Source organism: Roseomonas sp. 18066 (assembly GCF_902706185.1).
Classification (GTDB): domain Bacteria; phylum Pseudomonadota; class Alphaproteobacteria; order Acetobacterales; family Acetobacteraceae; genus Pseudoroseomonas.
Genome location: NZ_CACSJM010000047.1, coordinates 1 through 12,915, shown reverse-complemented (window position 1 = coordinate 12,915; position 12,915 = coordinate 1). Strand labels below are relative to the sequence as shown.

The 12,915-nt window shown below is 70.9% G+C and carries 10 protein-coding genes; 7 read left to right on the top strand and 3 right to left on the bottom strand.

The window, feature by feature from the left end:
* Window positions 1–9: 9 nt before the first annotated feature.
* Complete coding sequence (locus tag GVN67_RS11740) at window positions 10–3,084, bottom strand: glycosyltransferase (protein ID WP_159996052.1); 3,075 nt, start codon at window positions 3,082–3,084, stop codon at window positions 10–12.
* Between the two features lie 549 nt (window positions 3,085–3,633).
* Here GVN67_RS11740 and GVN67_RS11735 point away from each other — a divergent pair.
* The 4 genes from GVN67_RS11735 to GVN67_RS11720 all read left to right on the top strand — a co-directional run bounded on the left by GVN67_RS11735 (window position 3,634) and on the right by GVN67_RS11720 (window position 7,185).
* On the top strand, window positions 3,634–4,308 hold the full coding sequence (locus tag GVN67_RS11735) for a 3-oxoacid CoA-transferase subunit A (RefSeq protein ID WP_159996050.1): 675 nt from the start codon (window positions 3,634–3,636) through the stop codon (window positions 4,306–4,308).
* Window positions 4,309–4,321: 13 nt separating this feature from the next.
* A complete protein-coding gene (locus GVN67_RS11730; protein ID WP_159996048.1) occupies window positions 4,322–4,993 on the top strand; it encodes a 3-oxoacid CoA-transferase subunit B in 672 nt (223 codons plus the stop codon).
* The gene (gene pcaF, locus GVN67_RS11725; protein WP_159996046.1) at window positions 4,993–6,201 is read left to right on the top strand and encodes a 3-oxoadipyl-CoA thiolase; all 1,209 of its coding nucleotides are present in this window, start codon (window positions 4,993–4,995) and stop codon (window positions 6,199–6,201) included. The genes GVN67_RS11730 and pcaF overlap by 1 nt, the downstream gene beginning before the upstream one ends.
* A 351-nt stretch (window positions 6,202–6,552) precedes the next feature.
* Window positions 6,553–7,185, top strand: coding sequence for a TetR family transcriptional regulator (locus tag GVN67_RS11720; RefSeq protein ID WP_235035253.1), 633 nt, complete (start codon window positions 6,553–6,555; stop codon window positions 7,183–7,185).
* 7 nt (window positions 7,186–7,192) lie between these two features.
* Here GVN67_RS11720 and GVN67_RS11715 read toward each other — a convergent pair whose 3' ends face one another.
* Window positions 7,193–7,888 carry a hypothetical protein gene (locus GVN67_RS11715; RefSeq protein ID WP_159996042.1) on the bottom strand — a complete coding sequence of 232 codons (696 nt, stop codon included), beginning with the start codon at window positions 7,886–7,888 and terminating at the stop codon, window positions 7,193–7,195.
* Between the two features lie 144 nt (window positions 7,889–8,032).
* Window positions 8,033–8,926, bottom strand: coding sequence for a shikimate dehydrogenase (locus tag GVN67_RS11710; RefSeq protein WP_159996040.1), 894 nt, complete (start codon window positions 8,924–8,926; stop codon window positions 8,033–8,035).
* A gap of 126 nt (window positions 8,927–9,052) precedes the next feature.
* Between GVN67_RS11710 and GVN67_RS11705 the strand changes: the two genes are divergently transcribed.
* The 3 genes from GVN67_RS11705 (at window position 9,053) to GVN67_RS11695 (ending at window position 12,751) form a co-directional block, all read left to right on the top strand.
* Window positions 9,053–10,051: a tripartite tricarboxylate transporter substrate binding protein gene (locus GVN67_RS11705; RefSeq protein ID WP_159996038.1), complete on the top strand. Its 999-nt coding sequence runs from the start codon at window positions 9,053–9,055 to the stop codon at window positions 10,049–10,051.
* A 105-nt stretch (window positions 10,052–10,156) separates the two neighbouring features.
* Window positions 10,157–11,989, top strand: a complete 1,833-nt coding sequence (locus GVN67_RS11700; protein WP_304621459.1) for a bifunctional sugar phosphate isomerase/epimerase/4-hydroxyphenylpyruvate dioxygenase family protein — start codon at window positions 10,157–10,159, stop codon at window positions 11,987–11,989.
* A 51-nt stretch (window positions 11,990–12,040) separates the two neighbouring features.
* Complete coding sequence (locus tag GVN67_RS11695; protein ID WP_159996034.1) at window positions 12,041–12,751, top strand: metallophosphoesterase; 711 nt, start codon at window positions 12,041–12,043, stop codon at window positions 12,749–12,751.
* The last annotated feature ends 164 nt before the right edge of the window (window positions 12,752–12,915 follow it).

The following is a 12,915-nucleotide window of genomic DNA, read 5'->3' as shown; positions in this document are numbered from 1 at the left end:
CCTGCGGCGTCAGGCCACCGCCGGCCAGCTGGCCGGGCCGGGCGGCGCCACCATGCCGTGGCGGGCGATCGCCTCCTCGTAGCAGGCGCCATAGGCGGCGGAGACCGTCTCCATGCCGAAGCTCTCGCCCAGCGCGGCGGCGTCGCGGCCGAAAGCCGCGCGCGTCGCATCGTCGGCCATGGCGACCATGGCCTCGGCGACCAGGGCGGCGAAGGCCGCGTCATCGGCCTCGGGCGCCACCACCAGCCCGGCGCGGCGCTCGTCGCGGACCAGCATGCGGCCGATCTCGCCGACATCGCTGGCGATGACCGGGCGCGCCACCTGCATCGCCTGGATCAGGGTCAGCGGGAAGCTCTCGCCCTGGAACCGGGTCGGCAGGATGGCGCAGTCCGACAGGCGGTAGACGCCGTGGATGCAGTCCTGGAAGCCGAGGAACTTCACGTTCGGCATCGCCGCGTAGAGCGGCTTCAGCCGGTCCGCCTCGGGCCCGGCGCCGCAGAGCAGCAGATGCAGCCGGCGCGGGCTGCCCTGCTGCTCCAGCCGCTTCTGCGCCGAAGCGAGCGCCTGGATCGCCGGCTCCCAGCCCTTCTCCTTCATGGCGCGGGAGACGAGGGCGAAGACCAGGTCGCCCTCGCCGATGCCGAGCTCGGCGCGTGACTGCGGGAAGGGCCGCGGGTCCAGCGGCATGCCGTTCGGGATGCAGGAGGTGGAGATGCGGCCGCGCTCCGCCGCGCCCAGCACCTGCAGATGGTCCAGGTTCTTCCGCGTCAGATAGACCCAGTGGCTGACGTGCTGCGCCACGCTGCGGATGAAGTCCGGGTTGACGCTGCTCACCTCGTAGGAGCCGTGCAGCGTCACGACATAGGGGATGTCGGGGATCTCGTGGCCGTCGCCGAAGAACAGCTGCTCGGCGCCGACGAAATGCGAATGCACGATGTCGACGCCGGCCTCCTCCAGGAAGCGCGCCGCGCCCATCCGCCGCAGCGCGCGGCCCTGATAGACCGGGATGCGGTGGTCGAGCTGGGCGCGGATGCCGTCGTTCCAGTCATGCGGCTGCAGCGCCAGCACCGAGACCATATGGCCTTCGCGCACCAGCTGGTTGGCCAGGTGGATCGGGAAGATCTCGCCGCCGCCGAGATAGAAGCCCAGGATCACCATCAGCACGTGGCGCGCGCCATGCGGCGTGGCCAGCACATTCTCGGTGTCGTAGACGCGATCCAGCGAGCCGAGAGAGGCCGCCGCCCCGGCATGCTCGAACTGCCGGCGCAGCCCGTCGGAGAAGCGGCGCACCGTGCTGTCCGAAACGCCCCAGCGCTGCCGCAGCAGGCAGAGCAGCCGCTCATGCTCGGTGTAGTAGGCGGCGGTGGTGAAGCTGCTGACCGAGGTGTTCTGGCCGTGCTGGCGGAAATAGCTGACCGCCTGCGGCTCGAAGGCGATGCTGCCGCCGCGCGCCAGCATGGCGTAGAGATACCAGTCGCCGAGGATGCGGTAGGTCGTCGCCTCCTGCCAGATCGGCTCCTCGATCGGCTGGCGGCGGATCAGGCAGCCGCCGACATTGGGAATGATGTTGCTGACGCCGAAGCCATTGTCGAACCAGGTTTTCGCCGGGCGGGTCAGGGAAGCGCCCCAGATGCCGGGCTCAGCCCGCTCGCGATAGGCGTCGAGCCCGGCATAGGGCTTGCCGTCGCGGTCGGCGAACTGGATGCGGCCGAAGCCGATCATCACGCTCTCGTCGAGGAAGACCGGGACCAGGTTCTCCAGGAAATCGGGCTCGGCGAAGTCGTCGCTCTCGCAGATCCAGATCAGCGCGCCGCGCGCCTCGGCGATGCCGCGCTTCCACTGGCGGAAGACATTGCCGGAATTCTGCGCGTTGGCCAGCACGCGGATCTTGTCGGGATGCGCCTGGCGGTAGCGCTCGATCACCGCGGCGCTGTCGTCGGTCGAGGCGTCGTCGAGGACCAGCAGCTCGAGATTGCGATAGCCCTGGGCCAGGATGCTGTCCAGCCGCTGCGGCAGGAAGCGCGCATGGTTGAAGTTGGGCACGATCACCGTGACCAGCGGCTGGAAATTCGCCTGGCGCTGGCGGGTGACGCGGTGGTGCCGCAGCGTCTGGCGCGAGTGGTACAGCGCGCGCAGCCCGCGGCGCAGCGTGCGCTGCAGCCCGGGGCGCGTTTCCAGGAAATCGCGCAGCGGCGCGGTGGCGCGCCAGAAGCTGCTGGTCTCGATGGCGTTCGCCCGCTGCCGCTCGGCTTCCAGCTTGGCGCCGGTGGCGCTGGCCAGGCGGCGCTGCTCGGACAGCGCCGATTGCAGCCGGGCGACGTCGCGGGTCAGCGCGGCCAGCTGCCGCTGCGCGTCGCCGGCGCTTTCGGTCAGGGCGTCGAGCTCGCCTTCGCGCGCGCGCAGCTTCGCCTCGGCCTGGACCACGGCCTCGCTGTCGGTGACGGGCTCGATCAGCAGGCCGTTGAACAGCGGCGGCAGCGGCGCGTCGGAGGCGACGGCCAGGACGCCGCTGGCGGCGGGCATGCCCGGGCCCTGGGCGAAGCCCTCGCCCTGCCGCTCGAAGCTCAGCGTCGCGGCGACCGGCTGCTCGAAGAACAGGGCGGAGCCGAAGACGGCGCGCTGCCCGGCCAGGGCGACATGGCCGAAGCCCTGGCGCAGCAGCGCGGCCGTGTCGCCGGTGGCCGACAGGATCAGCAGCCCGCCCGGCCGCAGCACGCGCCGTAGCTCGGCCAGCATGCCCTCCGGCGTGTCGAGGCGGTCGATGGTCTCGAAGCTGACGACAAGATCGATGCTGGCATCGGCGAGGGGAATGCGCTGGCCGTCACCCTGGACGAAAGTCAGGTTGCGCCGGGGGTAACGCCGCGCCGCGTCGAGGATGGTCGCCTGGTCGATGTCGATGCCGGTGACGACGGCGGCGCGCTCGGCCAGCAGGGCGCTGCCATAGCCTTCGCCGCAGGCGATATCCAGCACGTCACGACCGGCCGCGAACTCCCTGGCGAACAGATAGCGGTGATAGTGCTCCACTGCGATCTCACCGTGGTGCGCCTCAGGAAGGAAGCGCTCGCCGGAAGCCTTCAACGCCATTGATGAACCCCTGTCACGGCGCAAGTCGGCGCCTTCTCCCCATAGCCGTCCTGGCAAGTGTAGCGCAGGGGGCGGCTTCCGCCCATCGGAAGCACCCTGCCGCGCCCGGGCGGGGGCCGCGGCGACACGCTTCCAGAGCGGCTCAACGCCAAGCCTGCGCTTGGGTTTCGCCCCTGCCGCGGCGTGCCCGGCATGGCGCGACCATCCGGAGCCCCGTCATCCCCGGGTTCCACGCCGAAATCGGGGCGAATTGTGGCATATCGGCCGCAATTGTGGCTTCTGGACAACAGTTCATGTTCACGAAGCCGTGCGGCGCCCCGGCGCAACGCCCATCCCGCCCCCTCAGGTCGCGCCCCTGGTGCAGTACCTGGACCATCGCCCCCACGCGAAGGCGGCAGCCTGACAAAAAAGGGCGGATAGCGCACGGCGTTGCTGCCTGGGCGAAGCCGGACTTAGTGTCGCGGATGCGGCCCGTCAGGCCTGCCCGGCAGGCTCCAGGACCCTTGCCGCCCGGCCACGCGGCGCGCCCAGAACAACAGCGAGGAACGTATGATCAACAAGATCGTCCGAGACATGGCCGAGGCGATGCAGGGCATTCCCGATGGCGCCACCGTGCTGGTCGGCGGCTTCGGCTCGGTGGGCCAGCCGGACACGCTGATCGACGCGCTGATCGAGCAGGGCGCGACCGACCTGACCGTGGTCGCCAACAATGCCGGCACCGGCCGCGTCGGCCTGGCCCGGCTGATGGAGCTGGGGCGGGTGCGCAAGATCATCTGCTCCTTCCCGCGCAGCGCCGGCTCGGTGGTGTTCGAGGACCTCTACAAGGCCGGCAAGCTGGAGCTGGAGATCGTCCCCCAGGGCACGCTGGCCGAGCGGATGCGCGCCGCCGGCGCCGGGGTGCCGGCCTTCTACACCCCCACCGGCTACGGCACGCTGCTGACCGAGGGCAAGCCCACGGCCGAGTTCGGCGGCACGATGTGCGTGCTGGAACCCGCGCTGCCGGGGGATGTCGCCCTGGTGCAGGCCCATATGGCGGATCGCTGGGGCAACCTGACCTATCGCCGCAGCGCCCGGAACTTCAACCCGGTGATGGCCATGGCCGCCAAGCTGACCATCGTCGAGGTGGACGAGATCGCGCCCCTCGGCACGCTGGACCCGGAGGCGGTGGCCACCCCCGGCATCTTCGTCGACCGCGTCATCCAGCTGCCCCGCAGCGCCGCCTGAGGAGACGAGAATCATGAGCGACACCCAGTTCGCCCCCCTCTCCCGCAAGGACATGGCCCGCCGCGTGGCGCAGGACATTCCGGAGGGCTGGTACGTCAACCTCGGCATCGGCATCCCGACCATGGTCGCCGACTATGTCCCCTCGAGCCGCGAGGTGGTGTTCCATTCCGAGAATGGCGTGCTCGGCATGGGCCCGGCGCCGGCGCCGGAGGATGCCGACCCCTATCTGATCAATGCCGGCAAGCAGCAGGTCACCCTGCTGCGCGGCGGCGCCTATGTGCACCATGCCGACAGCTTCGCCATGATCCGCGGCGGGCATCTGGACCTGTGCGTGCTCGGCGCCTTCGAGGTGGCCGAGAATGGCGACATCGCCAATTGGGCGACCTCGGCCAATGACACGGCGCCGGCGGTCGGCGGCGCCATGGACCTGGCCGCCGGGGCCAAGCGGCTCTGGGTGGTGATGGAGCACACCACCAAGGAGGGCGCCCCCCGCCTGGTGAAGAAATGCGGTTATCCGCTGACCGCGATGCGCGCGGTGCGCCGCATCTACACCAACCTGGCCGTGCTCGACGTCACCGCGCAGGGCTTCGCGGTGGTGGAAATGGCGCCCGGCCTGAGCTTCGAGAACCTGCAGGCGCGCACCGACGCGCCGCTGCAGATGGCCAAGCCTGGAGAGACCGCCTGATGCGTGACGCCTTCATCTGCGACGCCGCCCGCACGCCCATCGGCCGCTATGCCGGCGGGCTGGCGCCGGTGCGGGCCGACGACCTGGCCGCCGTGCCGATCGTCGCCCTGATGGCCCGCCATCCGGAACTGGACTGGGCGGCGCTGGACGACATCGTCTTCGGCTGCGCCAACCAGGCCGGCGAGGACAACCGCAACGTCGCCCGCATGGCCAGCCTGCTGTCCGGCCTGCCCGACACGGTGCCGGGCAGCACGGTGAACCGGCTGTGCGGCTCCGGCATGGACGCCACCGGCATCGCCGCGCGGGCCATCAAGTCCGGCGAGGCCGAGCTGATGCTGGCCGGCGGCGTCGAGAGCATGACCCGCGCCCCCTTCGTCCAGGGCAAGTCGGCCGAGGCCTTCGGCCGCGTCGCCGAGATCTACGACACCACCATCGGCTGGCGCTTCGTCAACCCGCTGATGAAGGCGCAATACGGCGTCGATTCGATGCCGGAGACGGCGGAAAATGTCGCCGCCGACTTCCAGATCAGCCGCGCCGACCAGGATGCCTTCGCCTACCGCAGCCAGCAGCGGGCCAAGAAGGCGCAGGAGAGCGGCCGCTTCGCCCGGGAAATCGTCCCGGTCGAGATCAAGCGCCGCAAGGGCGAGCCGGTGATCGTCTCGCAGGACGAGCACCTGCGCCCCGACACCACGCTGGAGGCGCTCGCCAGGCTGGGCACGCCCTTCCGCAAGGAAGGCGGCTCGGTCACCGCCGGCAATGCCTCGGGCGTCAATGACGGGGCCTGCGCCCTCCTGCTGGCCTCGGCCGACGCCGCCCGCCGCCATGGGCTGACGCCGCGCGCCCGCGTCGTCGCCAGCGCCACGGCCGGGGTGCCGCCGCGCATCATGGGCTTCGGCCCGGCGCCGGCCACCCGCCGCGTGCTGGAGAAGGCCGGGCTCAGCCTCGGCCAGATGGACGTCATCGAGCTCAACGAGGCCTTCGCGGCCCAGGCGCTGGCGGTGACCCGCGACCTCGGCCTGGCCGACGACGCCGAGCACGTGAACCCCAACGGCGGGGCGATCGCCCTGGGCCATCCGCTGGGCATGTCGGGGGCGCGGCTGGTGCAGACGGCGGTGGAAGAGCTTCACCTCCGCGGCGGGCGCTACGCGCTGGTCACCATGTGCATCGGTGTCGGACAAGGCATCGCCATGATCATCGAAAAAGTCTGAAGAGAAGACAGAGGCAGGCCAGGGGAATGAATTCCCCTGGACCCCTTCTTCTTTCTGGAATTGCTGCCGCCTCCACGTGGCGACAGGACGTGAAACGGCCCGGCGACAGCGCGACCTGCGAGGCTGCGCCATTGTAAAAATGGCGTCCCACGGTGATGCCCTGGTGCCGCCTCCGGCGAGCGCTGGTCTTCCCACGGCCGGTGAAAGAAAAGAATGATGAGGGGTCCGGGGGGAAGAATTCATTCTTCCCCCCGGTCTTCCCACCTTGCCCTGCCCTTCCTTTCCCTTCCCTCGGCAACCCATGCTATGGCCGGACCGGATAGTTCACGGGGAGGTCACCAGGCGATGGAGATGGCGAAACCAGCGCCGCGGCCGCGCGATGCGGAACTGACGCGGCGCGGCATCCTCGATGCCGCCATCGCCGAGTTCTCCGAGAAGGGCCTTTCCGGCGGCCGCGTCGACGAGATCGCCGCACGGACGCAGACCACCAAGCGGATGATCTACTACTACTTCGGCAGCAAGGAGCAGCTCTTCGCCGCCGTGCTGGAGGAGATGTATGGCGGCATCCGCGCCGCCGAGGCCGGGCTGCGCCTGGACGACCTGGCCCCCGACGAGGCGCTGCGCCGCCTGGTGGAGACCACCTTCGACTATCATGCCGAGCATCCGGAATTCGTCCGCCTGGTCTCGGTCGAGAATATCCATGCGGCGGCGCATATCGCGCATTCGCCGACGCTGCGCGGCCGCAACGACGCGGTGATCGGCCTGCTGCGCGGCCTGCTGGCGCGCGGCGAGGCGGCCGGCCTGTTCCGCCCCGGCATCGACCCGCTGGACCTGCATATTCTGGTCAATGGCAGCTGCTTCCACCGCGTCGCCAACCGGCACACGCTGGGCGCCATCTTCGGGGTCGACCTCTCTGCCCCCGAGCGCACCGCCAGCCAGCGACAGATGATCGCCGAGGCGGTGCTGCGCTACGTCAGCGCCTGAACCGCCCTCAGGCGAAGATCGAGGCCGATTCGCTGCGCGGCCCATCCTCGCGCTGCGCGGCATAGGCGCGGGCGGCCTCGGCGAGTTCGCGCTGGCGGAAGCCGCGGTCGGGGTCCTCCTGCCGCGCTGACGCGGGCTCCGGGTTGCTGGCGCGGTCGGCCTGCAGCTGGCCGACGATGCTCTGCAGCAGCCCCTGCACCTGGCCGATCGGATTGGCCTCCGGCGGGGTGGCGTTGCTGTCGCGGGCAGCCTGCAGCGTGCTGCCGCCGGCCTCGCGGATGCTGTCCTCCTCCTCGGCGGCCTCCGCCGCGGCTTCCTCGTCGGCCTGGGCCTGCAGCGATTCCAGCAGGGCCTTCAGCGCGGCGATGGCGCCGGTGTCCTCCTCGTCATCGCTGGCGGCGGCCGGCGGTGATCCCGGCGGTGGTCCCGGCGGCGGTCCGGGGGGCGGGCCCGCGGGTGGCGACGGTGGCTCGCTCTGCAGCGCGACCAGCAGCGCCTCGGTGGCGTCGCTGTAGCGGGTGGAGCCTTCCGGGCTGGCGACGCCGGGCGCCACCACGGTGCCGGGCGCCGTGCTGGGCGGGTCGGCGGTGCTGTCGGTGGTGGTGTTGCCGGCGGTCTGGGCTGATTGCTCGGCCCGGGCGCGCAGCTGCGCCCAGAATTCGGCCAGCCCCTGCTGGCTGGAAACGGCGGAGACGGGAAGCATGGGAACCTCTCAACCCGGTGGGGAGGCTTCCAGCGATGCCTTTAGCAAGGTGGAAAGAAGCGAAGGCGCTTGGCGGGGCCGGTTTCTGCCGGCCCCCTCCACCCCCTGCGTGCCACGGGACCCGTTAGGAAACCCTGAAGACCTTCACACCATCCCGTGAAAATGCGCCAGCATGCGCGACGCATCCGGCTCCCGCCCGGTGAACAGGCGAAAGGCGCCGACCGCCTGGAACACCGCCATGCCGCCGCCATCGACGGTGCGGCAGCCGCGGGCGCGGGCCTCGCGCAGCAGGGCGGTCTCCAGCGGCACATAGACCACCTCGGCGACCCAGAGCGCGGGGCGCAGCAACGCCGCCGGCAGCGGCAGGCCGGGATATTTCGCCATGCCGGTCGGCGTCGCGTGGATCAGCCCGTCGGCGCGGGCCATGGCGGCGTCGATATCGGTCGAGGCCACGGCGCGGCCGGCGCCGAAGCGCGCGCACAGCGCCGCGGCCAGATGCTCGGCCCGGGCCGGGTCCATGTCCAGCAGGGTCAGCCGCCCGGTGCCCAGCGTCATGGCGGCATGGGCGACGGCCGCCCCCGCCCCGCCGGCGCCCAGCTGCACCACCTCGCCCATGGCCGCGTCCGGCAGGCCACGTCGAAAACCCTCGGCGAAGCCGGAATGGTCGGTGTTGTGGCCGATACGGCGGCCATCCTTCAGCACCACGGTATTGACCGCGCCCAGCGCCCGGGCATCGTCGGAAACCTCGTGCAGCAGCGGCAGCACGGCCTGCTTGCAGGGATGCGTCACGTTGAGGCCGGCGAAGCCCAGCGCCTCGGCCATGGCGAGCAATTCGGGCAGCGCCTCGGGCCCGCGCTTCAGCACTTCGAGATCGAACAGGCGGTAGAGGTAGCGCAGGCCCTGCGCCGCGCCCTCCCGCTCATGCAGCGCCGGCGAGCGCGAGGCCTGGATGCCGCTGCCGATCAGCCCGACCAGGAAAGCCGGCGGCAGCGCGGCCAGCGGCGTTGAATCATTGGCGGGAACAGGCTGCGCGATCATGCTGGTTTCCTCGTTTTCCCAGCCCCGGCTGCGGCCGGCTTTGGGCTTGCGGGGCTAATGTACTATCTGGTACGTACGCTTCAACAGCAATTCGTCCAAGCAAGTGCCAAAGCACCGGAGGAAACAATGACCTTCACCCGTCGTGGCCTGACGCAGGGCCTGGCTGCCTCGCTCGGCCTGGTCGCCACCGGCAGCGCGCTGTCGCGCGCCGCCCATGCCCAGGGGAGCTTCCCCACCCGTCCCATCACCCTGGTCGTCGCCTGGGCGCCCGGCGGCTCCACCGACTTCGTGGCGCGCGTCCTGGCGCAGCAACTGTCGAAGGAGCTCGGCCAGCAGGTGGTGGTGGAAAACCGCCCCGGCGCCAGCGGCACCATCGGCCATGCCTCGGTGTCGCGGGCGCGGGCCGATGGCTACACGCTGCTGCTCGGCGTCAACAGCACCTTCGCCATGGCGCGGCACCTGTTCCCCAACCGCGGCTATGACGACGAGAAGGGTTTTGCCGGCATCGGCAAGGTCGCGACGACGCCGATCTTCCTCTGCATCAACAACAATCTCGGCGTGAAGGACATCCCGGGCTTCGTGGCGCTGGCCAAATCGCGGCCGGGCAAGATGAGCTATGCCTCGTCGGGCGCCGGGTCGTCGGCGCATCTGGCGACCGAGCTGTTCCTGCGCGAGACCGGCATCGAGGTGCAGAACATCAGCTATCGCGGCGGCGCGCCGGCGGTGCAGGCGCTGATCGCCGGCGAGGTGGAGATGGCCTTCGTCGATGCGGTGACCGCGCTGCCGCTGATCGCCGCCAAGCAGGTGACGGTGCTGGGCGTCTCCAGCCGCACGCGCAATCCGCTGGTGCCCGAGGTGCCGACCATCGCCGAGGCGGGCCTGCCCGGCTATGAATGCGCCTCCGAATTCGCCATCCTGGCGCCGACCGGCACGCCGGCCGAGGTGATCGCGCGGCTGTCGGCCGCCACCGAGGCGACGATGAAGGCGCCTGAGGTGACGGAGCGGCTGAAGCAGAATTCCATCTTCCCGGAATTCGGCGCCACCGCCGCCTGGCCGGCCTATCTGACGGCCGAGAGCGCCAAATGGGGCGAGGTGATCCGCTCCCGCGGCATCACCCTGGAATAGAAATAGAAGGGGGCCCGGGGGGATGCTTCTCCCCGGCCTTGCTTTTGGAGGGTGTCGTCGATGGGTCGTTCCCGCTGCATTGCCACGGTTTGCCTGAGCGGCGATTTGCCGGACAAGCTGGAGGCGGCGGCGGCGGTCGGCTTCGACGGCGTCGAGATCTTCGAGAACGATCTTTTGACGTTCAACGGCTCGCCGGCCGAGATCCGGCGGCTTGCGGCCGATCTCGGGCTGACGATCCCCATCTTCCAGCCCTTCCGCGACTTCGAGGCGATGCCCGAGCCGCAGCGGGCGCGCAACATGGACCGCGCCGAGCGCAAGTTCGACGTGATGCAGGCCCTGGGCACCGACCTGGTGCTGGTCTGCAGCAATGTGCAGCCGGCCTCGATCGACGATCCGGCGCGGGCGGCGGCCGACCTGCACGAGATGGCCGAGCGGGCGCATCGGCGGGGCCTGCGCGTCGGCTTCGAGGCGCTGGCCTGGGGCCGCCACATCAACCGCTGGCGCCAGGCCTGGGACGTGGTGCAGCGGGCCGACCATCCGGCGCTCGGCCTGATCGTCGACAGCTTCCACACGCTGGCGATCAACGACGACCCTTCGGGAATCGCGCAGGTCCCGGGTGAGAAGATCTTCTTCGTGCAGCTGGCGGATGCGCCGCGGCTGGACATGGACGTGCTGAACTGGAGCCGCCACTTCCGCAACTTCCCCGGCCAGGGCCAGCTGGACGTCGCCGGCTTCACCCGCGCCGTGCTGGACAGCGGCTATGCCGGCCCGCTGTCGCTGGAAATCTTCAACGACGAGTTCCGCGCCGCCCCGGTGCGGCAGACGGCCCGCGATGGCCTCCGCTCGCTGATCCTGGTGGAGAGCGAGGCGCGGCCGACCGTCGCCGCCACCGCCCTGCCCCCGGTTTCCCCCTGCAGCGGCGTCGAATTCCTGGAATTCGCCGTCAACGAGCCGGTGCGTGGCGAGCTGGCGCAGTTCCTCGGCACGCTGGGCTTCCGCCTGGCCGGCAAGCATCGCTCCAAGGCCGTCGAGCTGTATCGCCAGGGCGGTGTCAGCCTGGTGCTGAACGCCGAGCCGGACAGCGCCGCCGCCGGGCATTTCGAGATGCACGGCCCCTCGGTCTGCGCCATGGCGCTGACGGTGGGCGATGCCGAGGCGACGCTGGCCCGCGCCGACGCGCTGCGCTGCTCCACCTGGTACGAGCCGCGCGGCGAGGGCGAGCGGCCGATCCCGTCGCTGCGCGCCCCCGACGGCTCGCTGGTCTGCCTGGTGGAGAACCGCCCGGGCGAGCGCTCCTTCTGGGAGGATGATTTTCATCTCATTCCCGGCCTCGATGCCGCCGGGCCGGGGCTGCTGTCCATCGACCATGTGGCGCAGGCGCTGACGCCGGGGCAGATGGACGGCTTCGTGCTGTTCTACCGGTCGGTCTTCGGCATGGAGCCGGAAGGGCTGTGGGAGCTGCCGGATCCGCGCGGGCTGGTGCGGTCGCGGGCCATGGTCACGCCGGACCGGGCGCTGCGCCTGCCGCTGAACGTCTCCGAGGCGCGGGAGACGGCGACGGGCCGCTTCGTCTCGGCCGTCGCCGGCGCCGGCGTGCACCACATCGCCTTCCTGACCGAGGATGCGGCGACCACGGCGCGCCAGCTCGGCGGCCGCGGCGCGCCGCTGCTGCCGATCCCGGAAAACTACTATGACGACCTGGAGGCCCGCTTCGGCCTGGAGCCGGCGCGGCTGGACGAGCTGAGGTCGCTGAACCTGCTGCACGACCAGGATGCCGAGGGCGGGGTCTTCACCCATGCCTATACCACCAGCTTCGCCGACCGCTTCTTCTTCGAGATCGTCGAGCGGCGCGGCGGCTACCGGCAATTCGGCGCCCCCAATGCCGGGGTGCGGATGGCGGCCCAGGCGCGCTACCAGTCGCGGCGCCAGAAGGGGTAAACCACGGCCGCCGCGGCGCGTTGGAAGCCCTGTCCCGCCATAAGGCACGCGATGGAACACGCCGCCCCCGGCCGGCTGCCGGAAGGCCTCAGGGTCTATGCGATCGGCGATGTGCATGGCTGCGCCGGGCGGCTGCTGGCGCTGCATGCCGCCATCGCCGCGGATTGGGCGGCCCGCCCCGCGGCGCGCTGCGCCCTGGTGCATCTGGGCGACTATGTCGATCGCGGCCCGGACAGCGCCGCGGTGATCGAGGCGCTGTGCGGCCCGGGGCCGCTGCCGGCGGCCGAGCGCATCGACCTGCGCGGCAACCATGAGGCGATGATGCTGGCGGCGCTGCAGGACGGGCCCGGCTCGGTCGCCGAGGATATCTGGCTGTGGAATGGCGGCGACGCGACGCTGACCAGCTATGGCCTGGCCGCCTCCGGCCCCTCCACCGGCCATCCGGTGCTGCCCGGCCACCACCGCGCCTTCCTGGAAGGGCTGCGGCTGAGCTGGCAGGCCGGCGATTTCCTGTTCGTCCATGCGGGAATCGACCCGCGCAAGCCGATCGCCGCCCAGCGACCCCAGGATCTGCTCTGGATCCGCGAGCCTTTCCTGTCCTGGCCGCGGGCGCTGCCGGCCATCGTGGTGCATGGCCACACCGCCAGCCGGGCGCCGGAGCTGCGCGCGAATCGGATCGGCATCGACACCGGGGCGGTGGCCGGCGGGCCGCTGACCTGCCTGGTGCTGGAGGAAGCGCGCCTCCGTTTCCTCTCGGCGTGAGGCGGCGCCTTGCGCGTGGCCGCTCCGCTGCGCTAGGCACCATGCCAATGCAAGGCCCCGGTAAACCACGGCCGCCGCGGCGCGTTGGAAGCCCTGTCCCGCCATAAGGCACGCGATGGAACACGCCGCCCCCGGCCGGCTGCCGGAAGGCCTCAGGGTCTATG

Coding starts and splice junctions, on each gene's coding strand:
- GVN67_RS11715 (WP_159996042.1), bottom strand. CDS start 7,888: ATGCTTCCCGTCTCCGCCGTTTCCAGCCAGCAGGGGCTGGCCGAATTC.
- GVN67_RS11720 (WP_235035253.1), top strand. CDS start 6,553: ATGGCGAAACCAGCGCCGCGGCCGCGCGATGCGGAACTGACGCGGCGC.
- pcaF (WP_159996046.1), top strand. CDS start 4,993: ATGCGTGACGCCTTCATCTGCGACGCCGCCCGCACGCCCATCGGCCGC.
- GVN67_RS11695 (WP_159996034.1), top strand. CDS start 12,041: ATGGAACACGCCGCCCCCGGCCGGCTGCCGGAAGGCCTCAGGGTCTAT.
- GVN67_RS11740 (WP_159996052.1), bottom strand. CDS start 3,084: ATGGCGTTGAAGGCTTCCGGCGAGCGCTTCCTTCCTGAGGCGCACCAC.
- GVN67_RS11705 (WP_159996038.1), top strand. CDS start 9,053: ATGACCTTCACCCGTCGTGGCCTGACGCAGGGCCTGGCTGCCTCGCTC.
- GVN67_RS11735 (WP_159996050.1), top strand. CDS start 3,634: ATGATCAACAAGATCGTCCGAGACATGGCCGAGGCGATGCAGGGCATT.
- GVN67_RS11730 (WP_159996048.1), top strand. CDS start 4,322: ATGAGCGACACCCAGTTCGCCCCCCTCTCCCGCAAGGACATGGCCCGC.
- GVN67_RS11710 (WP_159996040.1), bottom strand. CDS start 8,926: ATGATCGCGCAGCCTGTTCCCGCCAATGATTCAACGCCGCTGGCCGCG.